This is a genomic window from Aeromonas sp. FDAARGOS 1402 (assembly GCF_019046925.1).
GTDB lineage: Bacteria > Pseudomonadota > Gammaproteobacteria > Enterobacterales > Aeromonadaceae > Aeromonas > Aeromonas caviae.
Genome location: NZ_CP077201.1, coordinates 4,508,674 through 4,534,268 on the forward strand (window position 1 = coordinate 4,508,674; position 25,595 = coordinate 4,534,268).

At 64.0% G+C, this 25,595-nt stretch carries 27 protein-coding genes and 1 pseudogene; 14 read left to right on the forward strand and 14 right to left on the reverse strand.

Features of this window, described 5'->3' with window-relative positions; translation table 11 throughout:
• Positions 1-11: 11 nt before the first annotated feature.
• From I6L32_RS21055 to tauD, 6 genes are all read left to right on the forward strand, one after another.
• A complete protein-coding gene (locus tag I6L32_RS21055) occupies positions 12-905 on the forward strand; it encodes a LysR family transcriptional regulator (RefSeq protein WP_039039201.1) in 894 nt (297 codons plus the stop codon).
• Between the two features lie 149 nt (positions 906-1,054).
• Entirely contained in the window at positions 1,055-2,158 is a 1,104-nt protein-coding gene (locus tag I6L32_RS21060; protein ID WP_216945255.1) for an ElyC/SanA/YdcF family protein, read from the forward strand.
• A 288-nt stretch (positions 2,159-2,446) separates the two neighbouring features.
• Complete coding sequence (gene tauA, locus I6L32_RS21065) at positions 2,447-3,421, forward strand: taurine ABC transporter substrate-binding protein (protein WP_216944455.1); 975 nt, start codon at positions 2,447-2,449, stop codon at positions 3,419-3,421.
• A 16-nt stretch (positions 3,422-3,437) separates the two neighbouring features.
• The gene (gene tauB / locus I6L32_RS21070) at positions 3,438-4,205 is read left to right on the forward strand and encodes a taurine ABC transporter ATP-binding subunit (protein WP_042014207.1); all 768 of its coding nucleotides are present in this window, start codon (positions 3,438-3,440) and stop codon (positions 4,203-4,205) included.
• Positions 4,202-5,032: a taurine ABC transporter permease TauC gene (tauC, locus tag I6L32_RS21075; protein WP_216944456.1), complete on the forward strand. Its 831-nt coding sequence runs from the start codon at positions 4,202-4,204 to the stop codon at positions 5,030-5,032. Before tauB ends, tauC begins: the two co-directional genes overlap by 4 nt.
• A 79-nt stretch (positions 5,033-5,111) precedes the next feature.
• Complete coding sequence (tauD, locus tag I6L32_RS21080; RefSeq protein ID WP_216944457.1) at positions 5,112-5,963, forward strand: taurine dioxygenase; 852 nt, start codon at positions 5,112-5,114, stop codon at positions 5,961-5,963.
• Between the two features lie 139 nt (positions 5,964-6,102).
• On the opposite strand, the gene I6L32_RS21085 is transcribed toward tauD, so the two are convergent.
• The 8 genes from I6L32_RS21085 to I6L32_RS21120 all read right to left on the reverse strand — a co-directional run bounded on the left by I6L32_RS21085 (position 6,103) and on the right by I6L32_RS21120 (position 13,947).
• Positions 6,103-6,471: a DUF1428 domain-containing protein gene (locus I6L32_RS21085; protein ID WP_216944458.1), complete on the reverse strand. Its 369-nt coding sequence runs from the start codon at positions 6,469-6,471 to the stop codon at positions 6,103-6,105.
• Between the two features lie 83 nt (positions 6,472-6,554).
• Positions 6,555-7,916, reverse strand: a complete 1,362-nt coding sequence (locus I6L32_RS21090) for an MFS transporter (protein ID WP_041213223.1) — start codon at positions 7,914-7,916, stop codon at positions 6,555-6,557.
• Positions 7,917-8,080: 164 nt separating this feature from the next.
• Positions 8,081-8,974, reverse strand: a complete 894-nt coding sequence (cyoE, locus tag I6L32_RS21095) for a heme o synthase (protein WP_010673685.1) — start codon at positions 8,972-8,974, stop codon at positions 8,081-8,083.
• Positions 8,975-8,982: 8 nt separating this feature from the next.
• Positions 8,983-9,312, reverse strand: coding sequence for a cytochrome o ubiquinol oxidase subunit IV (locus tag I6L32_RS21100; RefSeq protein WP_010673684.1), 330 nt, complete (start codon positions 9,310-9,312; stop codon positions 8,983-8,985).
• On the reverse strand, positions 9,313-10,008 hold the full coding sequence (locus I6L32_RS21105; protein WP_080560441.1) for a cytochrome o ubiquinol oxidase subunit III: 696 nt from the start codon (positions 10,006-10,008) through the stop codon (positions 9,313-9,315).
• The gene (gene cyoB / locus I6L32_RS21110; RefSeq protein WP_041211612.1) at positions 9,929-11,905 is read right to left on the reverse strand and encodes a cytochrome o ubiquinol oxidase subunit I; all 1,977 of its coding nucleotides are present in this window, start codon (positions 11,903-11,905) and stop codon (positions 9,929-9,931) included. Before cyoB ends, I6L32_RS21105 begins: the two co-directional genes overlap by 80 nt.
• Positions 11,906-11,908: 3 nt before the next feature.
• Entirely contained in the window at positions 11,909-12,997 is a 1,089-nt protein-coding gene (gene cyoA, locus I6L32_RS21115; RefSeq protein WP_080767819.1) for a cytochrome o ubiquinol oxidase subunit II, read from the reverse strand.
• Positions 12,998-13,503: 506 nt separating this feature from the next.
• Positions 13,504-13,947: a carboxymuconolactone decarboxylase family protein gene (locus I6L32_RS21120; RefSeq protein ID WP_010673680.1), complete on the reverse strand. Its 444-nt coding sequence runs from the start codon at positions 13,945-13,947 to the stop codon at positions 13,504-13,506.
• A gap of 119 nt (positions 13,948-14,066) precedes the next feature.
• Here I6L32_RS21120 and I6L32_RS21125 point away from each other — a divergent pair, with 119 nt between their 5' ends.
• Positions 14,067-14,975, forward strand: a complete 909-nt coding sequence (locus I6L32_RS21125) for a LysR family transcriptional regulator (RefSeq protein ID WP_039039206.1) — start codon at positions 14,067-14,069, stop codon at positions 14,973-14,975.
• Positions 14,976-15,065: 90 nt separating this feature from the next.
• Here the strand turns inward: I6L32_RS21125 and I6L32_RS21130 are convergent, their stop codons facing one another.
• The 3 genes and pseudogenes from I6L32_RS21130 to I6L32_RS21140 all read right to left on the reverse strand — a co-directional run bounded on the left by I6L32_RS21130 (position 15,066) and on the right by I6L32_RS21140 (position 16,892).
• On the reverse strand, positions 15,066-15,395 hold the full coding sequence (locus tag I6L32_RS21130) for a DUF3634 family protein (protein ID WP_039039207.1): 330 nt from the start codon (positions 15,393-15,395) through the stop codon (positions 15,066-15,068).
• A 95-nt stretch (positions 15,396-15,490) separates the two neighbouring features.
• Positions 15,491-16,461 (reverse strand): annotated as a pseudogene (locus tag I6L32_RS21135) (nucleoside hydrolase).
• Positions 16,462-16,592: 131 nt separating this feature from the next.
• The gene (locus I6L32_RS21140; RefSeq protein ID WP_042014216.1) at positions 16,593-16,892 is read right to left on the reverse strand and encodes a DUF3861 domain-containing protein; all 300 of its coding nucleotides are present in this window, start codon (positions 16,890-16,892) and stop codon (positions 16,593-16,595) included.
• 81 nt (positions 16,893-16,973) lie between these two features.
• Here I6L32_RS21140 and I6L32_RS21145 point away from each other — a divergent pair, with 81 nt between their 5' ends.
• Positions 16,974-17,396 carry a MarR family winged helix-turn-helix transcriptional regulator gene (locus I6L32_RS21145; RefSeq protein ID WP_050498310.1) on the forward strand — a complete coding sequence of 141 codons (423 nt, stop codon included), beginning with the start codon at positions 16,974-16,976 and terminating at the stop codon, positions 17,394-17,396.
• 129 nt (positions 17,397-17,525) lie between these two features.
• Positions 17,526-18,095, forward strand: a complete 570-nt coding sequence (locus tag I6L32_RS21150) for a HutD family protein (protein WP_151028319.1) — start codon at positions 17,526-17,528, stop codon at positions 18,093-18,095.
• On the opposite strand, the gene I6L32_RS21155 is transcribed toward I6L32_RS21150, so the two are convergent.
• Entirely contained in the window at positions 18,092-18,298 is a 207-nt protein-coding gene (locus I6L32_RS21155; protein ID WP_191967284.1) for a hypothetical protein, read from the reverse strand. The genes I6L32_RS21150 and I6L32_RS21155 overlap by 4 nt on opposite strands.
• 197 nt (positions 18,299-18,495) lie before the next feature.
• On the reverse strand, positions 18,496-18,936 hold the full coding sequence (gene azu, locus I6L32_RS21160) for an azurin (RefSeq protein ID WP_010673672.1): 441 nt from the start codon (positions 18,934-18,936) through the stop codon (positions 18,496-18,498).
• 299 nt (positions 18,937-19,235) lie between these two features.
• On the opposite strand from azu, the gene I6L32_RS21165 reads away from it, so the two are divergent.
• Positions 19,236-20,279 carry an FAD:protein FMN transferase gene (locus tag I6L32_RS21165; RefSeq protein ID WP_216944459.1) on the forward strand — a complete coding sequence of 348 codons (1,044 nt, stop codon included), beginning with the start codon at positions 19,236-19,238 and terminating at the stop codon, positions 20,277-20,279.
• Positions 20,280-20,320: 41 nt separating this feature from the next.
• On the opposite strand, the gene I6L32_RS21170 is transcribed toward I6L32_RS21165, so the two are convergent.
• Positions 20,321-20,746, reverse strand: a complete 426-nt coding sequence (locus tag I6L32_RS21170) for an Hsp20/alpha crystallin family protein (protein ID WP_043155523.1) — start codon at positions 20,744-20,746, stop codon at positions 20,321-20,323.
• A gap of 269 nt (positions 20,747-21,015) precedes the next feature.
• Between I6L32_RS21170 and I6L32_RS21175 the strand changes: the two genes are divergently transcribed.
• The 4 genes from I6L32_RS21175 to I6L32_RS21190 all read left to right on the forward strand — a co-directional run bounded on the left by I6L32_RS21175 (position 21,016) and on the right by I6L32_RS21190 (position 25,416).
• Entirely contained in the window at positions 21,016-22,662 is a 1,647-nt protein-coding gene (locus I6L32_RS21175) for a response regulator (RefSeq protein WP_010673669.1), read from the forward strand.
• 60 nt (positions 22,663-22,722) lie between these two features.
• Complete coding sequence (locus I6L32_RS21180; RefSeq protein WP_029314056.1) at positions 22,723-23,685, forward strand: ion channel; 963 nt, start codon at positions 22,723-22,725, stop codon at positions 23,683-23,685.
• Positions 23,686-23,937: 252 nt separating this feature from the next.
• Positions 23,938-24,744 (forward strand): exodeoxyribonuclease III, encoded by an 807-nt coding sequence (xthA, locus tag I6L32_RS21185; protein WP_010673667.1) that lies wholly within the window; start codon positions 23,938-23,940, stop codon positions 24,742-24,744.
• Positions 24,745-24,927: 183 nt separating this feature from the next.
• Complete coding sequence (locus tag I6L32_RS21190; RefSeq protein ID WP_202044361.1) at positions 24,928-25,416, forward strand: hypothetical protein; 489 nt, start codon at positions 24,928-24,930, stop codon at positions 25,414-25,416.
• Positions 25,417-25,595: the final 179 nt, after the last annotated feature.

The window sequence follows — 25,595 nt, forward strand, 5'->3', positions numbered from 1 at the left end:
TCGAGAACAACATGAACCAGGAAGCCTTCGCCCTGCTCCCGGCCTTCGTCGCCGTGGTGGAGTCGGGCACCTTCTCCGGCGCCGCCCGTCAGCTCGGTCTCAGCAAGTCGGTGCTAAGCAAGAAGGTGAGCCAGCTCGAGCAGGCCCTCGGCTGCCAGCTCCTCTATCGCACCACCCGCTCCCTCACCCTGACCGAGGCGGGGGAGCGCTACTTCGAGACGGTGCGCCATGCAGTGCGCCTGGCCAGCGACGGGGAAGATGCCATCGGCGCCCTGCAATCGGCGCCGCGCGGCCTGCTGCGGGTGACGGTGCCCATGGTCTATGGCCGGCGCCACATCGCCCCCCTTGTCCCCGAGTTTCTCGCCCTCCACCCCGAGGTGCAGTTGCAGCTCGAGATGAGCGACGCCCGGCAGGATCTGGTGGCCGAGGGGTTCGACGTGGCGGTGCGCATCGGCGAGCTGGAGGATTCGAGCCTGGTCGCTCGCCGCCTCGCCCCCTGTCTCAGCACCCTGTGCGCCGCCCCCGCCTACCTGGCGCAGGCCGGCACGCCCCGCACCCCGGCGGATCTCGAGCGCCACAACTGCCTCTTCTACTCCCTGTTTCGCGGCGGCACCCAGTGGCGGCTGCACGGGCCCGAAGGAGAGGTGGCCATCACCCCCAGGGGCAATTTCGAGGTCAACAACAGCGATGCCATCCACACCGCGCTGCTGGCGGGGCTTGGCATCGGCAACATGCCGGACTTCATCGTGGCGCGGGATCTCGCCATCGGGCGGCTGGTGCCCGTCCTGCCAGACCATGCCCTGCCCGAGCACGGCATCTGGTGCGTCTATCCCAAGCGCCGCCACCTGCCCGCCAAGGTGGAGGCCTGGCTGGCCTTCCTGCAGGCGCGTCTGGGGCTGCGCTGAGGGGGGCATCGGGATAACCGGAACGGTTCACGTTTTTTTCATCGGGAAGGGAGTAGAGTAGGCAGCAAACCAAGCATCTGTTTTTATTGGAAAAGCATTCAGGGGACGAGCCACGGCATCGTGCCCCGCACCCCACAGGGAGCCCCATGATGAAGAAAACCGCGATTGCCCTGACCCTCACCAACCTGCTGACGCTGCCGCTCGTTATCTCATCCGATGCCTGGGCCGCCCCGGTGCGCTCCCTGCAAAAGGAGCAGAATTACGAGCAGTTCATCAGCAAGCGCCAGGTGGTGGATCAGCTGCTGGCAGACGCCGCCCGCATCTTCCACTCCCCCGCCCGGGTCTCCGATGCGGGCTTTACCGCCAAGATGCCGAGCAACATGGAGCAGGTGACCACCCTGCTGCTGGAGGCCCACCAGCTCGAGCCCTATCGCACCGATCTGCTCATCTCGGCGGCCAACGCCCAGATCTACAACGGCAACGTGGACAGGGCCATCGCCCTGTTCGAGCAGGCCCTCACCGCCGCCCCGGACGATCTGGACATCAACACCTATCTGGCCACCTGGCAGCGCTTCAAGGGCAACCAGGCCAAATCCGATGGCTACCTCAAGCGGGTCGGCGAGCTCAACGCCGGCCGCGCCGCCGATCTGCAGCGGCTGTTTGATACCGTGGACAGGGTGGTCGCCACCCCCCTCAAGGAGCGTCAGGGACGGGGCGAGAAGAAGGGGCGCCGCGCCATCGTCACCCTGGGCTATGCCCTCAATCCCGACGGCTCCATGCACGAGATCCTGCTGGGACGCCTCGAGACAACCCGCGCCCTGGCCCAGGCCGATCCGGCGGCCCTCGTCATCCTCACCGGCGGCGTGCCCCAGAACCGCCAGACCGAGGGCAAGCTGATGGCGGACTGGCTGGCGAAAAAGGGCATCGACCGCTCCCGCATCATCGAGGAGAACTACGCCACCAGCACGGTGGAGAACGCCCTCTACAGCGGCTATGCCCTCGCCCGCCACGAGATTGAGTTCGCCACCCTGGTGAGCTCGGCGAGCCATGTGCGCCGGGGCCAGACCCTGCTGGAAATCGCCTGCTGGCAGAGCGGCCCGGCGAACATCCGCATCGACAGCGTCGCCTACCCGGACAAGCCCCTCTCGGCCCTGGCCAAGGCGAGCCCGGAGGAGCTGCTTGGCATCTACCGGGACGCCCTGCGCACCTATGGCCTGTGGAGCTACCGCTCGGCCCCGCTGGTGGAGCGCTGATCCCCCGGCCCCGCCACCCTGGCGGGGCCTTTTCCTCTCTTCCCCCTGCCAGTCACTGCGCCCCCTGGTGGCTGGCCCCTGCACGCACCTACTGGCCCCTTGCGCCAGCCACCCGATAGACGGCGGGTGAGCAAGCTATCCACTTTCTGGCATATCTTAATCAGATCATTGATTTACCGTTCTTTTTCTAAGAACCAAACGGCATGAGAGCACCCTTCTCGTTCCTTCGCCCCCGGGGATGTTCAGATAAAGATGTGGCTTCCAACACCCCCAACAAGGAAGTGCATCATGACAGCAAAAGGCATCTCTATGTGGCTCGCAGCCTCCATGCTGCTCGGCCAGTCCGCCCAGGCCCTCGACGTCACCGTGGCCTACCAGACCTCCGCCGAACCTGCCAAGGTAGCCCAGGCCGACAACAGCTTCGCCAGGGAGAGCGGCGCCACCGTGGATTGGCGCAAGTTTGACAGCGGCGCCAGCGTGGTACGGGCGCTCGCCTCCGGCGACGTGCAGATAGGCAACATCGGCTCCAGCCCCCTGGCGGTGGCGGCGAGCCAGAACCTGCCCATCGAGGTGTTCCTGCTCGCCTCCAAGCTCGGGGAGTCCGAGGCCCTGGTGGTGAAACAGGGGCTCGCAAAACCCGAGGATCTCGCGGGCAAGCGCATCGCCGTGCCCTATACCTCCACCACCCACTACAGCCTGCTGGCGGCCCTCAAGCACTGGAACGTCGACCCCGCGACGCTGCAGATCGTCAACCTGCAACCACCGGCCATCATCGCCGCCTGGCAGCGGGGCGACATCGACGGCGCCTATGTCTGGGCCCCCGCCCTCAACCAGCTCACCAAGGAGGGCAAGGTGCTGACCGACTCCGCCCAGGTGGGTGACTGGGGGGCGCCGACCCTGGACGTCTGGGTAGTGCGCAAGGACTTTGCCAAGGCCCACCCCGAAGTGGTGCAGGCCTTCGTGAACAGCACCCTGGCCGCCCAGCGCGACTACCTGGCCAACCCCGACGGCTGGCTCACCAAGCCGGACAACCTCGCCAAGCTGGCCAAGCTGAGCGGCGTTCCCGAGGCGGACGTTCCCGCGCTGGTGAAGGGCAACACCTACCTCGATGCGAAGGCCCAGAGCGCCGAGCTCGGGCGCCTCGTCAACCAGACCATCATCGACACCGCCCGCTTCCTCGAGAGCCAGGGCAAGGTCGCGAACGCCGCCTCGGACTACCGCCAGTTCGTGACCGATCGCTTCGTGAAAGCCGTGGCCCAGTAAATCCAAGGAGACGACCATGTTGCAGCTCTCTCATGTGTCCGCCGAGTACGCCGGCAGGCGGGTGCTCGACAACATCAACCTCTCCCTGTCCGAGGGGGAGCTGATGGTGGTGCTGGGGCCCTCGGGCTCGGGCAAGACGACCCTCCTCAACCTGGTGGCGGGCTTCGAGCCTTGCCACCACGGCCAGATAAGCCTTGAGGGCAAGCCGGTCACCGGCCCCGGCGCCGAGCGCGGCGTGGTGTTCCAGAGCGAGGGGCTGCTGCCCTGGCGCAACGTGCGAGACAACGTGGCCCTCGGCCTGCAGCTGGCGGGCGTACCCAGTGCCGAGCGCACCGAACAGGCCCAGGCACTGCTGCGTCAGGTGGGGCTGGAGGGGGCCGGCGATCGCGCCATCTGGCAGCTCTCCGGCGGCCAGCGCCAGCGGGTCGGCATCGCCCGGGCCCTGGCCACCCAACCCCGCCTGCTCCTGCTGGACGAGCCCTTCGGCGCCCTGGACGCCTTCACCCGGGAGCAGATGCAGACTCTGCTGCTGCGCCTGTGGCACGAGCACCGGCGTCAGGTGCTGCTCATCACCCACGACATCGAGGAGGCCATCTTCATGGCCACCGATCTGGTGCTGCTCTCCCCCTCCCCCGGGCGGGTGACGGAGCGGCTGACCCTGGATTTCGGTCGCCGCTTCGCCGCCGGGGAGCCCTGCCGCAGTATCAAGTCCGATCCGGCCTTCATCGAGCGCCGTGAATACGTGCTGGAACGGGTGTTCGCAGAGCGGGAGGCCTTCGCATGACCCTCGCCCTCACCCGGCAACGGGATGTCACCCACGCACGGGCAGCGGGCTGGCCCCTGTCCCGCCATCTGACCCTGAGCCTCGCCACCCTGCTCGTGCTGCTGGCCCTGTGGTGGCTGGTGGCCCACTTCGGCTGGGTCGATCCCCTGTTCCTGCCGCCCCCACAGCGGGTGCTGGCACAGCTCATCACCATCGCAGGCCCAACGGGCTTTATGGATGCCACCCTGTGGCAACACCTGGGGGCCAGCCTGGGGCGCATCCTGGTGGCGCTCGCTGCCGCGGCGTGCTTTGGCATCACGGTGGGCATCGCCATGGGGCTCTCCCCCACAGTGCGCGGCGTGCTGGATCCCCTCATCGAGCTCTACCGCCCGGTGCCGCCGCTCGCCTACCTGCCACTCATGGTGATCTGGTTTGGCATCGGTGAAACATCGAAGGTGCTGCTCATCTATCTGGCCATCTTCGCGCCCGTGGCCCTGGCGACCCTGGCGGGGGTGCAGAGCGCCAATGCGGTGCGAGTGCGGGCAGCCCAGGCGCTGGGCGCATCCCGGTCCCAGGTGCTCTGGCACGTGATCCTGCCAGGGGCCCTGCCGGACATCCTGACCGGGCTGCGCATCGGGCTCGGGGTGGGCTGGTCCACCCTGGTGGCGGCCGAGCTTATCGCCGCCACCCGGGGGGTGGGCTTCATGGTGCAATCCGCCGGCGAGTTTCTCGCCACCGACGTGGTGCTGGCGGGCATCCTGGTGATCGCCCTGATCGCCTTCGTACTGGAACTGGGACTGCGCGCCCTGCAGCGCAGGCTCACCCCCTGGCATGGAGAAGGACAATGAGCCACAGGCTGACCTCTTTCCTTCGCCCCCCTTTCCTATTGGTATCGGGCCTTCACGCCCCCAGACATGGAGCAAGACCATGACCGACAAGTTGACCATTACCCCCCTCGGCCCCCACATCGGCGCCGTCATCGCCGACGTCAATCTGGCCGAGCCCCTGAGCCAGGAGCAGTTCGAGCAGCTCCATCGCGCCCTGCTCAAATACCAGGTGCTGTTCTTTCGCAACCAGCCCATCACCCCGCGAGCCCAGCGGGCGCTGGCGAACCGCTTCGGGGATCTGCACATCCACCCCGTCTACCCCCACACGGAGGAGGCCGAGGAGATCATCGTGCTCGATACCCACGATGACAATCCGCCGGACAACGACAACTGGCACACCGACGTGACCTTTATCGAGACGCCCCCGGCACTGGCCATTCTGGCCGCCAAGCAGTTGCCGCCCACCGGGGGGGACACCCTCTGGGCCAGCGGCATCGCGGCACTGGCGGCCCTCTCCCCGCCCCTGCAAACCCTGCTGGCAGGGCTGGAAGCCGAGCACGACTTCACCAAGTCCTTCCCGGCCCATCGCCATGATGACAGCGAGGAGGCGCGCCAGCGCTGGCAGGCGGCCGTGGCCCGTCACCCGCCCCTGCGCCACCCGGTGATCCGCACCCATCCGGTGAGCGGCCGTCAGGCCCTGTTCGTCAACGAGGGGTTCACCACCCGGCTGCCCGGGCTGCCCCCCAAAGAGAGCGAGGCCCTGCTCGGCTTTCTGTTCGAGCACATCACCCGCCCCGAGTTTCAGGTGCGCTGGCGCTGGCAGGAGAACGACATCGCCATCTGGGACAACAGGGTGACCCAGCACTATGCCAATGCCGACTACCTGCCGGCCCGCCGGGTGATGCACAGGGCCACCATTCTCGGGGACAAGCCCTTCTGGCGCCCGGGCTGAACGTCCCCCATGGAGAGCGACCATGAGATAACGCCCAGCAAAAAGCCCGCCGGCTGGCGGGCTTTTTCATCATCTGACGGGCCAGGATGTTGCTATTGGCCCTTGCGCTCCGGCCACCTGGGTGACCCGATGGCCGGTCTCAGCCCTTGAGCTCCAGCACGGTGGTGAAGCCTCCGAAGATCATGCGGGCGCCATCAAACGGCATGGTCTGGTGCAGGGGATTGGCGGGGTCCATCCTGGGGTCCTGCATCATCTTGCCCATGGCGTCGTCCCGCACCGCCTTGCTCGGCCACTCCACCCAGGAGAAGACCACGGTTTCATCCTCCCTGGCCACCACCGCCCGATAAAAGTCGGTCTGCTTGCCGTGAGGCACATCGTCCCCCCAGCACTCCAGCACCCGGGTGGCGCCGTATTCGAGGAAGATGGGGTCAAACTGCCCCGCATGATCGATCAGGGCCTGCTTGTTGGCCGTCGGCACGGCGAGCACGAATCCGTCCACGTATGACATCAGAGGTTCCTCCAGTGAGTGAGGATCTCAGCATAGCAGCCGCCCATCAGCCCGCGCTCTGCGCCGCCCCGCGCAGCCAGCCATCACAAAGAGACCAGCCGCTCCAGATCGCTGCGGGTCAGGCGCTTGCTGTCCACCTTCACGTAGAGGGAGTGCTCCTCGCGCACCAGCAGCACGTCGCTTACCCCCTCGCAAGCGCGGATCCGCTGTTCCAGGGCCGGGGTGGCCTCGACCCCTTCCGGCAACACGATGCGCAGGCTGCTCACATAAGGGGGCTCGGCCATGGTGAGGCTCACCCCGAGCCAGGCGAGGGCCAGGGCGGCGCAACCGCCAAACACCAGGGGGCCGCCCCCCAGGCTGTAGAGCAGGCCGCCGAGACTGCCGCCGATGGCGACCCCGAGGAACTGACTGGTGGAGTAGACCCCCATGGCGGTGCCCTTGTAGCCCGGCGGGGACTCCTTGCTGATAAGAGACGGCAGCAGCGCCTCCATCACGTTGAAGCCGATGAAGAAGAGCTGCAACCCGGCGAGCAGACCCCACAACTGCTGGCCGCTCTGCCAGAGCACCAGCTCGGCGGCCAGCATCACCACCACGCACCCGATGAAGACCCGCTTCATCTGACGGTGCTTCTCGGCATAGATGATGAAGGGCACCACGCTCACGAAGGCGATCAGCATGGTGACCAGATAGGCCTGCCACTGGCTGTCACGGGGCAGGCCCGCACGTTCCAGCAGGGGCGGCAGGGCCACGAAGCTCGACATCAGCAGGGTGTGGACGCAGAGGATGCCGAGGTTGAGTTTGAGCAGGCGAGGGTTGGTGAGCACGGTACGAAAGCTGCCTCGCACCATGGCGGACTCGCGATTTTGCAGGTGGGCCGCCGGGGTCGGCACCACCCAGAGCACCATGGCGATGGCGGCCAGGGCCAGCAGGGCGATGAGCCAGAAGAGGCCGGACAAGCCCAGGGCATGGGTGATGAGGGGGCCGGTCACCATGGCGATGGCGAAGGTGATGCCAAAGCTCACCCCGATGAAGGCCATCGCCTTGGTGCGATTCTGCTCCCGGGTGAGATCCGACAGAAGCGCCATGACGGCGGCGGAGATGGCGCCGCTCCCTTGCAGGGCGCGCCCGACGATGACCCCCCAGATGGCGTCGCTCAGGGCGGCGATGACGCTGCCAAGGGCAAACATCAGCAGGCCGCCAACGATGAGGGGCTTGCGCCCCACCTTGTCGGAGAGCAGGCCGAAGGGGATCTGGAACAGGGCCTGGGTCATGCCGTAGATGCCGATGGCAAGCCCGATGAGCGCCTCGGAGGCGCCCGCCAGGGACATGCCGTAGGTGGTCAGCACCGGCAGCACCATAAACATGCCGAGCATGCGCAGCGAGAAGACGGAGCCGAGCGCCCAGGTCGCGCGTCGCTCGCCCCTCGTCATGGTGAAATCATTCATGAGGGCCTCGATGAGTCAAAAAGAAGAGAGAAAGAAAGGGGTGACAGGCGCCCGGCCGCCCCGAAAAATCGGCGATGCCCCTCGCAGGGCGGCGCCCATAATAGCAGAGCCGGGAAGATTCCCGGCTCTGGATTTCATGCATTTCAGGGGTGCAGTTCACACTATCAGGGCAGCATGCTCACCAATACAGGCGCTGCGTCCGGCTGGAAGTCCACCGACATCATCACGCTCAGGCAAGTAATGGTGACGATGGAGAACATGAACAGCTTGCGCGCCCAGAGGGAGTCGTCCACCGCCGCCTTGTAGCCCGACAGCGCCATCCCCAGCCACCAGACGCTCACCGCGGTGGCCACCACCAGATACTTGTACCCGGCGTAGCCGCCGAGGAACAGCATCAGGGTCGGCACCATGAACGCCAGGATGTAGAGGGTGATGTGGAGCTTGGCCACCGGGATCCCCTTCACCACCGGCAGCACCGGGATGTTGGCAGCCTGGTAGTCCTTGAAGCGGAAGATGGCGATCGCATAGGAGTGCGGCATCTGCCACAGGCTGAAGATCGCCAGCAGGATCAGGGCCCCCGAGTCGAACTGCCCGCTCACCGCGCAGTAGCCGATGACCGGCGGCGCGGCGCCGGAGAGGCTGCCGACCAGGGTGCCATAGACCGAGTGGCGCTTCATGTAGAGGCTGTAGACCCCCACATAAACCAGGAAGCCCAGCACCGCCAGCAAGGCGGCCAACGGATTGGCCGCAAAGTAGAGCAGTGCAATGCCCGCAACGCCCAGCGCCGTCGCATACCAGAGGGAGACACCGGGGGCGATGAGCCCCCGCACCAGGGCGCGGTTCTTGGTGCGCTCCATGATGCAGTCGATGTCCCGGTCGATGTAGTTGTTGAACACGCAACCGGAGGCCACCACCAGTGACACCCCCACCATGGTCAGGATGAACAGGGGCACATCCAGGCTCCCCTTCGAGGCCAGCAGGAATCCCCCGATAACCGAGATGAGGTTGCCGAAGATGATGCCCGGCTTGGTCACTTGCAGGTATTGCTTCATCATCATCAACCCGCTCAGTGAACCATCATGTTGATGTTGAGGTTGTACATGATCCACAGGGAACCCACGACCACGATGGCGATGATGAGCACGGTAAAGACCAGTGCCACCAGGTTCCAGCGCTCCTCGGAGGAGGTGTTCATGTGCAGGAAGTAGACCAGGTGTACGAAGATCTGCACCACCGCCATGGCCACCACGGTGCCGAGCACCACGGCGTGGGAGGCGGAGCCGTCCATCACCATCCAGAACGGCACGGCGGTCAGGATGAGTGACAGCACGAAGCCGATCATGTAGGACTTGACGCTGCCGTGGCTGGCGCCGTGATTGTCAACGGAATGACTCATTTACATGACCCCCATCAGATAGACCACGGTGAAGACGCAGATCCATACCACGTCGAGGAAGTGCCAGAACAGGCTCAGGCACATCAGGCGAGTGCGGTTGCGCTCGGTCAGCCCCTTCTTGGTGATCGACACCATCATCACGATGATCCAGACAAGGCCGCTGGTCACGTGGATACCGTGGGTCCCCACCAGGGTGAAGAAGGCAGAGAGGAAGCCGCTGCGATCCGGGCCCGCCTCGTGCACGATCAGGTGATGGAACTCGTAGATTTCCATCGCGATGAAGCCGGCACCCAGCAGGAAGGTGACGAACAGCCAGGTGTTGACCGCCGCGACCTTGTTCTTGTTCATGGCCAGCATGCCGAACCCGAAGGTGATGGAGCTCAGCAGCAGCAGCATGGTTTCGGCGAACACGAACGGCAGTTCGAAGATGTCCTTGCCGGTGGGGCCGCCGGCAGTGCCGTTGACCAGGACCGCATAGGTCGCGAACAGGGTCGCGAACAGGATGCAGTCACTCATCAGGTAGATCCAGAAACCGAATACCTTGGTGGCACCGGCATCGTGGTGCCCATCCTCATGGGCACCGTGAGAGTGATGTAGTACGTCAGTCGCCATGGAATTAAGCCACCTTGTTGATGTTGTCGAAATGCTGACCTTCGATGCGCTCGATCTCGTCAACCTGTACGTAGTAGTCCACATCGTCGTTGAAGCTGTGGATGATCCAGGTGGCGATCATGCCGATGAAGCCGGCGATGGCCATCCACCAGATGTGCCAGATCATGGCAAAGCCGAACACCACGCTGAAGGCGGCGATGATGACACCGGCACCGGAGTTCTTCGGCATGTGGATGGGGGCATACTGGGCAGGCTTCTTGTAAGCGCTGCCGTCAGCCTTGGCTTCCCAGAAGGCGTCCAGACCGGTGACCTTCGGCTCGATGGCGAAGTTGTAGAACGGCGGCGGAGAGGAGGTGGCCCACTCCAGGGTACGGCCACCCCAGGGATCGCCGGTCAGGTCGCGGTTCTTCTCGCGGTCGCGGATGCTGACCACGATCTGGATGACCTGGCACAGCACGCCCAGGGCAATCAGACCGGCGCCGCAGGCGGCGACCACCAGCCAGCCGTGGAACTCGGGATCGATGTTCTGGCTGACACGACGGGTCATGCCCATGAAGCCCAGCACGTAGAGCGGCATGAAGGCCACGAAGAAGCCGGTGATCCAGCACCAGAAGGCACGCTTGCCCCAGACGTCATCCAGCTTGAAGCCGAACGCTTTCGGGAACCAGTAGGTGATACCGGCGAAGCAGCCGAACACCACGCCGCCGATGATGACGTTGTGGAAGTGGGCGATGAGGAACAGGCTGTTGTGCAGCACGAAGTTGGCGGCCGGCACGGAGAGCAGTACCCCGGTCATGCCACCCACGGTGAAGGTGATGATGAAGCCGACGGTCCACAGCATGGGCGAGGTGAACTCGATGCGACCGCGGTACATGGTGAACAGCCAGTTGAAGATCTTCACCCCAGTCGGGATGGAGATGATCATGGTGGTGATGCCGAAGAAGGCATTCACGTTGGCACCGGACCCCATGGTGAAGAAGTGGTGCAGCCAGACGATGAACGACAGCACGGTGATCGCCACGGTTGCCCACACCAGGGAGGTGTAACCGAACAGCTTCTTCTTGCAGAAGGTCGCCACCACTTCGGAGAAGATCCCGAACACCGGCAGCACCAGGATGTACACCTCGGGGTGACCCCAGGCCCAGATCAGGTTGATGTACATCATCATGTTGCCACCCATGTCATTGGTAAAGAAATGGGTACCCAGGTAGCGGTCTGCGGTGAGCAGGGCGATGGTGACGGTCAGGATCGGGAAGGAGGCGATGATCAGGATGTTGGCACACAGGGCGGTCCAGGTGAAGACCGGCAGGCGCATCATGGTCATGCCAGGGGCACGCATGCGGATGATGGTGGCGAAGAAGTTCACGCCGGTCAGCAGGGTCCCCAGACCCGAAATCTGCAGACTCCATATCCAGTAATCGACCCCGACCCCGGGACTGAACTCCAGCCCCGACAAGGGCGGATAGGCCAGCCAGCCGGTCTGGGCGAATTCACCGACCCCGAGGGAGACGTTGATCAGCACCACGGCCGCGGCGGTGAACCAGAAGCTCAGGTTGTTCAGGAAGGGGAAGGCCACGTCACGGGCACCGATTTGCAGCGGCACCACGATGTTCATCAGACCGATCACCAGCGGCATGGCCACGAAGAAGATCATGATGACGCCGTGGGCGGTGAAAATCTGGTCGTAGTGATGGGCATTCAGGTAGCCTTCGCCACCCCCGGAGGCGATGACCTGCTGGCCACGCATCAGCACGGCGTCGGCAAAGCCACGCAGCAGCATGACCATGCCCAGAATGAGATACATGATACCGAGGCGTTTGTGGTCGACCGAGGTCAGCCACTCTTTCCACAGATATTGCCACTTGCCGTAGTAAGTGATGAGACCGGCGATGGCCAGGCCCCCCAGAATGATACCGGCTATCGTGACCATGATGATGGGTTCATGGTACGGAATAGCCTCGAGTGTCAATTTTCCAAACATCGATTATTCCTCGGATCCTGCTTTCACACTCTTGTCGGCCGACATGGCCATGTGTCCGGCATGGGCGTCATGGTTCATGGCCTGGTTCTCCATGGCGTCCTCTTGCGAGGCCTCATGGTTCATCCCTTCGTGGTCCATGGCACCCGCTTTCGGGGCGGCGTCATGGTTCATGGCCTCGTGGTTCATGCCCTCGTGATCCGCAGAGCCCGCAGCCGGGGTGGCGTGACCACCATGGGACATGCCGCCCATGAACTTGTTGATGATGTTGACGAACAGCTTGGGATCGGCGCTGGCGAAGTACTCCACCGGGTGGTTTTCGCTCTTCTTGGCCAGGGCATTGAACTCATCCATGGTGCTCAGGGCCTTGGAAGAGGCCTTCACCTTGGCTACCCAGGCGTCGAAACCGGCTTGGTCCTGGGTCGCGATGGCCTTGAACTTCATGCCGGAGAAACCGGCACCGCTGTAACCGCCGGAGATGCCCTTGTACTCGCCCGCTTCGTTGGCAATCAGGTGCAGCTTGGTCTGCATGCCGGCCATGGCGTAGATCTGGCCGCCCAGTTGCGGGATGAAGAAGGAGTTCATCACGGTGTCGGAGGTCACCCGGAAGTTGACCGGGGTGTTGACCGGGAAGGCCAGCTCGTTGACCGACGCAATGCCCAGCTCCGGATAGACGAACAACCACTTCCAGTCCAGGGAAATGACATCCACCTGAACCGGTTTGACGTCCGATTCCAGCGGCTTGTAGGGGTCGAGGGAGTGGGAAGTTTTCCAGGTGATCACCGCCAGGATGACGATGATGATGACGGGTACAGTCCAGACGACTGCCTCAATCTTGTTGGAGTGGGCCCAGTCCGGCGCATAGGTGGCACTGGTGTTGGACGCCCGGTATTTGTAGGCGAACGCCACCGCCATGACAATCACGGGCACCACCACGATCAGCATCAAGCCGAGTGCGGTGAGTATCAGTGACTTCTGCTCCATACCGACCTGCCCCTTGGGGCTCATCAGTGCCATGTCGCAGCCACTCAGCAAGCTGGCGGTAGCGAGCAGCAGCAAAGCGCCCAAGCCCCTCTTCACATCAAAGAGTCTCATGCAATGTCCTCATCTTTTGAAGGCTTATTGGTATAAAAAAATGCAGCATTTTATTGCATCAGACCGGCATGTGAACAACATGAAAAATTAATCCCAAAAATGTTCAAAAGGTGATGGAAAGCGGTATCAGATGTTAATCCCTTGACAATGACCAATTTATTCAAGTTACACCGCGGCAATTCATCTTCCGTTAATCTCTCGCGCCACCAAAAGTGACCACCAATTAACCAAAAAGATCCATCTGGTCTGTTTTTAACCCACCATTGCGATCAAAAAAGAGCCATACAGCCCCTTTTCGACTCACAGGTCATTTTTCCACACCTTGATCTGGATGGGTATTTTTCGGAGAAGATTAAAAAAATAATTAATCAAACGAATGTATGATTAACTTCCCGTCCCCCGACAACGGTCGCAACCCCTGGCGTCAGAAGGCACACTTCGTAACAAAACGGGCCCTTGTGCGGGCCCGTTGACAATCGTTTTCTCTCCCTCCCTCGGAGTCGGGGTCAGGAGTGATCGTGTTCCATCCGGGTCGCCACGGCGATCCGGTTCCAGGCGTTGATGGTGACCACCTGCACCAGACACTGGGCCAGCAGGGTTTCCCCCAGTTGGGCCAGCGCCGCCTCATAGGTCTGCGTCGTGAGCCCCTTGTCGGCGATCAGGGTCACCTCGTCGGTCAGGGCCAGCACCGCCCGCTCCCGGGCGTCGAACAGCGGCGACTCCTGCCAGGCGGCCAGCGCCAGCAGACGCTGGGCGCTCTCCCCGTGCTTCATCGCCACGTCGGCGTGCATCTCGATGCAGTAGGCGCAGCCGTTGATCATGGAGGCGCGCAACTTGATGAGCTCCTTGAGCGACAGGGGAATGTCGGTGCCCCCGAGGTAGGACTCAAGGCCCATCATGGCCGAGACGGCGGCGGGCACCTGGTTGGCGAGCTGGATACGGTGTGACATGGCGAGACTCCTGTGATGGACCCCGGATGGGGCGGTGAGCTGATTGTTCACTTTTTCATTGTTGATTAGAATATCGTCATAACCTGCAACAGTTTTGCGTTTATCGCAAAGGTGAATCCATGCTGGATCGCATCCGCATCCTGGCCCAGGTGGTGGAATCGGGCAGTTTCTCCCGTGCCGCCCGCGCCCTCAACCAGGCCCCCTCCTCCGTGACCCGTGCCATCGACGCCCTGGAGCAGCAGCTCGGGATCCCGCTCTTCAAGCGCAGCACCCGCCAACTGGTGCTGACCGAGCAGGGCGCCTATTTTCTCGCCCGCTCCCTGCCCCTGCTGGAGGAGGCGGATCAGCTGGTGCAATCCCTGCAACCCCTCTCGGTGGCGCCAGAGGGACCGCTGCGGGTCTCGGTGTTCGAGAGCTTCGGCGCGTCCTGGCTCTCTCCCCGCCTGCCCGACTTCCTCGCCCGCTACCCCGGGGTGCGCCTGGAGGTTGCGCTGGACAACCGCATGGTGGATCTCGATGCCGAGAACGTGGACGTGGCGGTGCGCATCGGCAAGCCCGCCGACAGCAGCTTGCACACTCGCCATCTGCTCACCAACCGCTCGCTGCTGGTCGCCTCCCCCGCCTATCTGGCCCGCCATGGCGAACCCGCCCATCCCGCCGAGCTGGCCCACCACAACTGCCTCATTCGCGGCCATGGGCGCCAACGCCAGCACTGGTACTTCCAGCAGGGCACGGAGCGCGAGAAGGTGGCGGTGCAGGGCAACCTCGCCTCGGTCGGGGGCACGCCCCTGCTCTGCGCCGCCCTCGCGGGGTGCGGCGTGCTGCTGCTGTCGAGCTGGATGGTGCAGCAAAGCATCGACGAGGGCACCCTGCTGCCGCTGCTGCCAGAGTGGCTCGCCTCCCCCTACGAGGATCGCCAGGACGAGATCCACGCGGTGTTTCGTGGCGGCCGCTTCCTCAAACCCCAGACCCGCGCCTTCATCGACTTTCTGGTCGAGGCAATCAGGCCCTTGCAAGGGCCGCGCTGACCGCAACAGGGCCTCCTGGCGAAACCCTGAAAACGCAGACGCCGGGCACAGGGCCCGGCGTCTGGAAATGAGGGTCGCCACGGCGACCGCTCAGCGTGATTTTCGCCCGTCAGGGCTCGGGGAGAGCCCCCGGTAATCCCCGTAGGGGAAGATGTTGCGCAGGCGCTGGGCCACGGGCTCGGGGATGGAGCGGGAGAAGACCAGCCTCACCCCGTTGCCGTCCCGCAGGCCCAGGATGCGCCCGCGCACCGGCTCATGGTGCAGGATCTGGGTCGCCTGGGTCACAAAGCGCGGCGGCACCGAGCCCCGCTTCACCACCACCTTGCCCGGCGCGAGCCGGACCTCGAACAGGGCACCGCGCCCCAGCGTCATCAACCACCCGATCAGGGCTATCGCCACCAACAGAGACAACCAGGCCATTGCGTCTTCCTCCCGTCAACCCGTTGTTCGCCAGTATAACCGGGGGCGCCTCACCATGACCCGGCCGCCATCACGCTTTCACTCACTGCCAGGCCTTATCGGCGCCCCTTGCCCCAGGCCACCAGGGTATCCCGATAGAGGGCGAGCAGGGCCTGATCCCGCACCGCGACCCCGACCTGCTGGGCCGGGCAGTGGCCCACTCGTCATGGGGATGGCGGGTGTCGTCAAATTTTTGCAGGGTATGGCCGATGGCGGGCCCCTCGGTGATGACCCGCACCGGCCCCTTGCGCAGGGTGAACAGCGCAGGATCGATCACATAGGCGATGGCGGAGGGATCGTGCACATGGCACCCCGCCATGCCGATGCGCTCGGAATAGAAGCGCAGGTAGAAGCGGCTGACATCCCACAGGAAGCGGCCCGGCTCCCCCGCATCGTCCCGCAGGGCATCCAGATAGTCGGCGGTGAAGATGCTCTGCTGGGTGACGTCGAGCCCGATGATCACCAGGGGCCAGGGGGCGGTGAAGACCCGGTCCGCCGCATCGGGATCGTCGTGGATATTGGCCTCGGCATAGGGGGTCACGTTGCCGCGATGGCCGTTGACGCCAAAGGCACCGCCCATCACGACCACTTCTTTCACCAGGGCGGCTACTTCGGGGGCCGCCTCGAGCGCCAGCGCCAGGTTGGTGAGGGGACCGATGGTCACCAGGGTGATCTCGCCGGGATGGGCCTTCACCGTCTCGACGATGTATTGCCAGGCCGGGCGGGGATCCGGGATGAGGGTCACCTCCCCCGCCTGAACGTCACCAAAGCCGCTCGGGCCGTGCACCACCGTCGTCGGCCCCACGGGCTCGCGCAGCAGCGGCGCGGCGGCGCCCCGGGCCACGTCCGCCTTCATGCCATATTTTTGCTTGAGCCAGAGGGCGTTGCGGGTGCCGTTTTCGATGGTGGCATTGCCAAACACAGTGGTGATGGCGAGCAGGTCAATGGCGGGGTGCGCCTCGGCAAACAGAATGGCCATGGCATCGTCGATGCCGGGATCGGTATCCAGAATGATCTTGTGGGTCATGGGTCCTCCGTGAAACGAGCAGCCAGTGTAGCGGGCCCTCGCCGCTTTGACAGCACCGGGATCACAACCTCGGGGTTTCCTTTGCATCAGGCATGATGGCGGGAGCGCTCGCCCTTGGGGTCAGGGCAGGGTCACTCGGAAGGGGCGACCACGGCCTCCTCTCCCCTGGCGGTGCGTTTCAGTTGCCCCATGAATTGCTTGAAATGGGGGAGAAACCCCTTGAACAGCTCCTCTTTGCGATGCTGCATCATGACTTCGCCAAACAGCTTCAACCCGACGATAAACGCCTGATGTTCCTGCTCCGACATGGCCAGCTTCCCCTTGCTGAGCGCCAGGATGGCAAAGATGTCGTCGTGATTCTGGCAGTCGAACTGCAACGGGGGCACCTCGCGGTCCAGCGCCTGGACCTGTACACGATAAGTGTGTGGCATCTTTCATCTCCTCTCGGGCTGGGCTTTTGCCCATATGGTTGATAAAATCAATTAAACCCTTTTAAGTTGACTTTATCAACCATGAAGTTGTCAAACCGCCTCTTCCGGATCCTCGATCAGTACAAAATCGCCATGACGCAGCATTTCCGGGCACAGCAGATCGCCCTTAGCCCCCTCCATTACAAGGTGCTGCAACTGATCCATGCGCTGGATCCCGCCACGCCGCAGCTCATCGCGCAGCGGTCGGGCCGCGACAAGGCGCAGGTGACGCGCCTGCTGCAGGAGATGGAGAAACAGGGGCTCATCGAGAAGCGGCCCCATCCCACTGACAGACGCAGCATCTGTCTGGCCTTGACCCCGCTGGCCTGCGAGCGGGTCAACCAGGGGGAGCAGGAGGCCGCACGGCTCGACGAACGGCTGTGTTCCCTGCTGACGCCGGCGGAGATAGCGCAGTTGCAGCAACTGCTGGACAAGATAGAAAAAGGGCTTGAGTCGACCGATTAGGGTCAGCGTCAGGGGGTCCGCTGCCTGATTTGTGGCCAACCAGCGCGGCCTGTGTTGGCGGCGCCTTGTGAGCCACTCCCGGAGATGGTATCACTGGCCCCACTCTCCCCTTCCCGCCGAGGCGCCATCGTGATCACCCTGATTAAAGAGTCCGACCAGTTGAAAATGCCCTGGAAGAACAGGCAGGGCACCACGGCCCAGATCCTGATCTCCCCCCCTGGTTCGACCCTGGACAAGCTCGACTTTGACTATCGGCTGAGCTCGGCCCCCATCAAGGAAGCAGGGAGTTTCTCCCGCTTTCCCGGCTACCAGCGCATCCTGCTGCCCGTCAGCGGTGCCGGTTTCGTGCTCAACGGCCACCCCTACGCCACCTTCGAGGCGGCCCACTTCAGCGGGGATGACGAGACCCACTGCGAGCTGCTGAAAAAAGAGGTGACGGATCTGGGCCTCATCTACGACCCCGCGCGCCTCAGCGCCAACGTGCGGGTGCTGAACCTGCCCTTCCCCCTCAGCCTCACCCTGGAGGCGGACAAGTGCTACCTCTGCCACCTGCTGGAGGGCCAGCTCACCGTGCAGGGGCAACAGGTCGCACCGGGCGAGACCCTGGTGGTGCAGGGGGAGGAGAGCATCCGCTTCGAGTGCGGGAAGAAGACCACCCTCGCCTTCTTTACCCTGCAGCCCAAGCAAGCCGCCGTTTAACGCCGGGGGGCACGGCCCCCGCTGTCGAGGCAGGCCTGCATGGTGTCATAGGGGGTATAGTGCCTGGTGCGGCTGTAGTAGGTGCCGCCCTTGGGGTGACAGATGCCGCTCCGGCTCTTCTTGACCGGGGGCTCGGCGGCCAGCCCGATGGCGCAGACCAACAGCAGGCAACAGCCGAGCACCCATTTGATGGCGTTTCTCACGACAACCTGTTCCTCTTGGGGGGGCATCAGGCCCGAAAGGCGCCTATCTTACCCTCTTCCGTCCCCCACTCACCCCGCGCCGGATCATGAAACGGGGCACGCCATCCCCAGGCGGACGCCCAAAGCTTGGCATGCCACGGCAAGCGGGCACAAAAAAGCCGGGATACCCCGGCTTTTTCCTGTCAGGCCATGGCGGCCTAGCCGACCTTGAAGGCCCCCTTCATCAGGGCGAAGTGGCCCGGGAAGGAGCAGAAGAAAGTGAGATCCTTGCCCGCCAGGCCGTCGGTCTTGAAGGTGACGCTGGTGCTCTCGCCGCCCCCCACCAGCTTGGTGTGGGCCAGGATCCTGGGGTCATCCTTGGGCAGGTAGTCGTGATCGACCCCGGCGCTCATGCCGGCGGTGGCGATGGCCTGATAGTCGGCGGTGTTGGCCAGCACCCAGTTGTGGCCCATGTTGGCCACCGGCAGCTTGCCCGTGTGATTGAGGGTCACCGTCACCTCCTTGCAGGTGGCCGGCACGCTCATCGCCGTCTGGTTGAACTGCATGGCGTCATTGCCTTCGATCACCAGTGCGCACTCGTCGGCCAGGACCGGGGTGGCGAGGGAGCCAAGAAGCAGCAGGGTTAACACCTTTTTCATCACGTTCTCCTTTGATTGACGAAGGATGACAGCACAGGCATCTCGCCCCCGTGGGCGAGACCCGCAAAGATGCTGTCAGGATCGATCTTCATTGTATTCAAATGTCACCGAAGGACGACCGCTTTTGGGCCAGCCTGCGGGCCCGGTCACTTCTTTTCTCCCGACCCCGGGCCCAAAGCGGGTTGATCAAATTCCCCTCCAGCTTAATTATTTGCGGCCTTCCCGCCCACGGCCACTCGCCAACACCACAGCCGTTGGCTAAGCTGCTCCCCCGTCGATGACTCCCGCGAGAATGAGAGATGAAGTTCCCCTTTGCGCCTGCGCTGGCGCACACCCTGCTGCTCTCCCTGATCCTGCTGCTTGGCGCCTGCCAGCCGGCCCCGACCCAGACCCGCATCCAGGGCAACACCATGGGCACCTATTATGCGGTGACCCTGAGCGATCCCTTCCCCGGCGGACAGGGGGCACTGCAACAGGAAGTGGAGGCGCTGCTGGCACGCCTGAACAAGGAGATCTCCACCTATGATCCGGGCTCCCTCATCTCCCGCTTCAATCAGGGAACGGGGCAGCCCCCCCAGGTCATCCCGGCCACCATGGCGAAGATTGTGCAACAGGGCATTGACGCCGGGCACCTCACCCGGGGGGTTCTCGATGTCACCGTGGGCCCCCTGGTCAATCTGTGGGGATTCGGGCCGGACAAGCGCCCGGTCAGGCGGCCCGGCGCAGAGCAGATCGCCAAGGCGCGGGAGCGGGTCGGCATCGACAAGCTCACCCTGACCCCCGAGGGGGATCACTTCCTGCTCGGCAAGGCCATCCCAGACCTCTATCTGGATCTCTCCACCCTGGGCGAGGGGGCGGCCTCCGACGAGATAGCCGGGCTGCTGGAGCAAAAAGGGGTCCACAACTACCTCATCGAAGTGGCCGGGGCGGTGCGCAGCAAGGGGCACAACGACAAGGGCAATCCCTGGCGGGTGGCCATCGTCGAGCCCTCGGACAGACCGGGCGCCATCGAGGACGTGGTGACCCCGAACGGCATGGCGGTGAGCACCGCCGGCAGCTATCGCAACTATTACGAGCTCGACGGCAAGCGCTACTCCCACATCATCGATCCCGCCACCGGCGAGCCCGTGACCCACAAGCTGGTCTCCGCCACCGTCATCACCCCCACGGCCCTGGAGGCCGATGCCCTCGACACCGCCCTCATGGTGATGGGTCCCGAGCGGGCGATGGCCTTTGCCAGGGAGCACAAGCTGGCGGTCTATCTCATCGAGAAGACCGCCACGGGCTTTGCCGCCAGCCACACCCCCGAGTTTGCCCCCTATCTGGTGCGCAAGCAGCCCTGAATGACGAGGCCCCGCAGTGCGGGGCCTCGTTCACTGACCGCCTATTCGATGGGGATGCGGTGGGGCGCGGGGCTGGCCGCCTGCTTGGGCAGGCGCAGGGTGAGGATGCCGTTGTCAAAGCGGGCGCTCACCTGCTCTGGCGACACCTCCACCGGCAGCTCGACGCTGCGCGACACGCTGCCATAGTAGCGCTCGCTGCGCAGGGCCCGTTCATCCTTGCTCTGGCTGTCAAACTGGCGGATCTCCGCCTTCAGGGTCACCAGCTTGCCGTGCACGTCCACGTGGATGTCCTCCTTCGCCACCCCGGGCAATTCCGCCTGCAGCAGGTAGTCATCCCCGCTCTCCCGCAGATCCAGCTTGATCTGGCCGGGCAACGGGTCCCCGTGCAGGGGGCGGATGTAGAAGCCGGAGGCCATGTCGTGGAACAGGTCATCAAACAGGCTGGTGCGACTCGGTAGCAAACTCATCTGATCCCTCCTTGTGAGCGGGCAAGGGAGCAGACGGGCACCCTGCCCCCTGCCGCCTCCCGCATGCTGATACTCTTCAAGTCTAAAAACCGGGACAGCGCCTGCCAGTGCCAACTCACCTTCCCTTGACCGGGATCAAAGGCAAGACACCCTTTTTTCACCCAAGGTCTGCGGGAAAAACCGGGGCCCCTCCCCATGTGCAATTGCCTGCCTGCGGACTTTGGTGGCACACTTCTCCCACCAGCCCGTAGCGCCTTGATGCCAGACAGATGCAGACACCGGACTCCGTACCCGAGAAGAAACCCCAGCCCAAGCCCAAGCGCATCCTGCTGGTCAACGAACAGCGTTCCTTCCAGATGATGATGAAGGCGATGCTGATCAACATCGGCATCAACCGCATCACCTACACCAACTCCGCCGACGAGGCGCGCCGCCGCTGCCAGAAAGAGAGCTTCGACATCTATTTGCTCGACTATGAGCTGGGGGCGGGCGAGAACGGCCGCCAGTTGCTGGAGAGCCTGCGGGATCAGCAACTCATTCCGCCCCAGAGCGTGGTGATCATGGTCAGCAGCGACGGCTCCCGCGCCATGGTGCTGAGCGCGCTGGAAGCCGAGCCCGACGAATACCTGATGAAGCCCTTCTCCCAGGAGCAGTTCTCGTTTCGTCTCAAACGCGCCCTCGCCCGGCGCCAGGCGCTGGAGAGCGTCTTCAGCGCCCTCACCCGGGACGATTTGCCCGCCCTGGTGGAGGCCTGTGCCAAACAGGCGGACGCGGTGCCCCGCTTTGCCAACTTCTGCCGCTGCCTGCAGGCCGACACCCAGCTCAAGCTGGGCCAGGCCAAGGAGGCTCGCAGCCTGATGCGCCAGCTGCTGGCGGGGCAGGAGAACAGCTGGGCTCGCCTCACCCTGGGCAAGGCGTGCCATACCCTGGGTCTGCACGAGGAGGCGGTAAGCCACCTGCAAGCCACCCTGAAACACACCCCCCTGATGGTGGAGGCTTACCTCTGGCTCGCGGAGTCCCTGCTGGCGCTGGGCAATGACGAGCAGGCCCAGCAGGAGCTGCGCCGGGCGGTGGACATCTCTCCCCAGTCGGTGCAGCTCTCCCGCCGTCTGGCGGAGGTGTGCCTGCAACGGCACGACTACGCCCAGGCCAAGGACGTGCTGCTCGCCCTCATCGACTTGTCGCGCAACTCGATCCACCGCACGCCGCATTATCTCGGGGCCTATATCCAGACCCTCACCTTGTACGCCCTCAACAGCAACGACGGCTACCACATCGCCAACCTGCAAAAGCAGGTGAACTCCGCCCTGTCGCGCATCCGCGACTCCCTGATGATGTCGGAGTTCAACTACCCGGTGTTCGAGCAGATCTGCCAGGCCCGGGTGCGCATCGCCCTGGGGGAGCTGCTCAAGGGCAAGAAGATGCTCTATCGCGCCAACCAGAACTGGCTGGACGAGCCCGCCACCATGCCTCCGGCTCTCCTTGGCGAGACCATACTCGCCCTCTATCAGCTCGGGGAGTTCGAGTACGCCGAGAGCCTGCAACCCCTGCTGGCGGAGGATGAGGATCGGCTGCTCACCACCTGCATCCAGGTGACCCGGGATGACAAGACGGTGCAGGAGCGGCGCCAGCGCTATCAGCAGCTCAACGATCTGGGCATCAAGGCCTATCAGGCCGGGGAGCTGGAGCAGGCCCTAGGCCACTTTCGCGAGGCCCTGCGCCGGGCGCCCGCCAATACCGGCGCCGCCCTCAACAAGATCCAGGTGCTGCTGCAACTCATGCAGAAGAACCGCAAGAGCCCGGAGTTTGGCGCCGAGTGCAAGGAGACCCTGGAGGTGCTGGAGGGCATCCCCCTCAACCCCGCCCAGCAGGAACGTTTTCGCAAGCTGCGCCAGGAATATCATCAGCACAGCTGATATCCCCCCTCCTCCCCTCACCTATGCTGATACTGACTCAGGGAAGGGAGGGGCAACACCATGGCAATGTGCCGATACCTAGTGGCCGATGGCCGCCACTGCACCGAAGAGGCAGGGGATCATGATCTCTGCCGCTGGCACGACCCCGCTGCGGCCCACAACACCCCTGATACCGCCGAGGCGCTGGAGCGCTATGTGCGCCAGGGAGGCCTGTGCCACGGCCTGCAACTGGCCCGCGCCGAGCTGGCGGATCTCAACTTGGTGAACAGGCAGGGTCCGGAGGGATTCTTGCTGGAGCAGTGCAACCTCTATCGCGCCAACCTGCGAGGTGCCCATCTCTACGGCATTCGCATCAAGGGCGGCAGCCTGATGAAGGCCGATCTGAGCGAAGCGAACCTCCACTGCGCCACCCTCGACGACGTCAACCTGCTCGGCATCCGCTGGAAGAACACCCGCCTCGACAACCTGGAGACGGGCAAGCGGCTGATGCAGGACAGAAAGGGGCGCCGCGAGCGGGACCCGGCGCAGGCCCGCGTCTGGTTCAAGGAGGCGGAGGAGACCTACCGGGATCTGCGCAAGGCCTCGGAGGCCCAGGGCATCTTCACCATGTCCGGTCGCTACATCCAGCAGGAGCTCACCATGCGCCGCCTGCAGATGCCGTTCTGGTCCTACCGCCGCTTCGCCTCCTGGATAGTGGATCTCTTCTGCGGCTACGGCGAGGCCCCCATGCGGGTGGTACTTTTTTCCCTGCTGCTCATCGTCATCTGCAGCATTTTTTACTTCTTCTGCGGCCTCAACTTCGCGGGCACCCACCTCATCTATCGCCCTGACGCCCCTCTGGAGCAGAACGCCATCTTCCTGATGGAGTGCCTCTACTACAGCGTGGTGACCTTCACCACGCTGGGGTATGGGGACTTCACCCCGGTGGGGTTGTCGCGGATCTTCGCCGCCTTCGAAGCCTTTACCGGCAGCTTCACGCTGGCACTGTTCGTGGTGGTGTTTGTCAAGAAGATGACCCGCTAGAAACCTGTCCACGATCTTGCTGGGAAGCCGCTTCCAAGGCTCATATGCTGCTCGCTTATGTGTCGCCAGGCGCTCCCATGTATACACATGCACTCAGGTTCCTCTGCTGCGCGTCACCTTGCTGACAGACTCTCGCGACAGATCGTGAACAGATTCCCGAGCCGCTGCGCCAGTCACAGCCCCCGAACTTGCATCCATCGCGGATTCCTAGTCCAATAAGCGACGAACAAAAACGACATGAGCACCCCGAACATGAAGATCATCTCTTTCAATATCAATGGCCTGCGCGCCCGTCTTCATCAGTTGCAAGCCCTTATCGACAAGCACCAGCCGGACGTGATCGGCCTGCAGGAGATCAAGGTGCACGACGAAGCCTTCCCGGTCGCGGATGTGGAGGCCATGGGCTACCACGTGGTCTTCCACGGCCAGAAGGGGCACTACGGGGTCGCCATCATGAGCAAGCAGGCTCCCATCGAGGTGCAAAAGGGTTTTCCCACCGATCCGGAAGATGCCCAGCGCCGCATGATCATGGCCAGCTTCAAGCGGGAAGACGGCTCCGTCATCAAGGTGATGAACGGCTACTTCCCCCAGGGGGAGAGCCAGGATCACGAGACCAAGTTCCCGGCCAAGCAGAAGTTCTATGAAGACCTGCAGCACTACCTCGAGACCCACCACACCCCGGACGACCAGATTGCGCTGATCGGGGATATGAACATCTCCCCCACGGATCTCGACATCGGCATCGGCGAGGCGAACCGCAAGCGCTGGCTGCGGGATGGCAAGTGCTCCTTCCTGCCCATCGAGCGGGAATGGATGGAGCGGCTCAAGGGGTTCGGCCTCACCGACACCTTCCGCGCCGCCAACCCCACCGAGTGCGAGCGCTTCTCCTGGTTCGACTACCGCTCCAGGGGCTTTGACGAGAACCGGGGCCTGCGCATCGACCTCATCATGGCCTCCGACGCCCTCAAGGACAAAGTGACCGAGACCGGCATCGACTACGAGCTGCGCGGCATCGACAAGCCCTCGGATCACGCCCCCATCTGGACCTGCTTCGCCTGATCCCCACGTCAGGCTAGCCCTCGCCAAAAGAACCTGCCCCCGCCCATGCGGGGGCTTTTTTTGTTCACTGCCCCGCCCTTTCTTAATCCATGTCAATTCCCAGGCAGACGGCGCTTGCCAGGCCTTGACCTTCTCCTTTCGGCAAGGTTTAGATTCGGCCCATCCGTCACAGGGAAACCACCCATGCTCTCATCGAGATTGCCCACCACGTTCATCGCCCGGCTGTTGCTGGGGCTGATGCTCGTCTGCAATCTCACCCTGTGCATCGGCTGGCATGGGGCGGCCACCGCCCTGCCAAGTGACGCATCCGCATCCATCCTGGCTCCGGCGCAGTCCCCCCTGTCTCATGGACTGCACCAGAGCGAGCCTGTGCAGCACTCCGCCATGCACCAGGCCGACACAGCCTCCCTCTCCTGCCACGGCGGCCCCCAGAGTGAGGCGGCCCCGCCCGGGGAGAAGTGCCAGATGCAGAGCGGCGTCTTCGGCGCCACCAGTGCGCCGCCCCTGCTCGGCCTGCTGCTGTCACTGCTGCTTCCCCTGCTGTTGTTCCCTTCGTGGCGCCTCGCCCCCCTGCTGGACAACTGGTTGCGGGATCCCTTCCTGCGATCCCGCGGTACCCACCCTCCCTCCTGGCCGCGCCGACACCTGATGTTGTCGGTGCTGCGCCACTAGAAAGCGCTTCTCTCGCGGCAACGGCAAGCCTCGCTTGCCCGTTTTCTGCCGCCTTGCCTGACCCTGCGCCCCGGCCAAACCGGCCTGCTCGCAGGGAGCCGTGCGCGCTGATGCAGCTGCGCCCCGTTTGCCGCCTCGTGGTGATGCCCTGCCCGCGCACACCACCACACTGGCGGCCT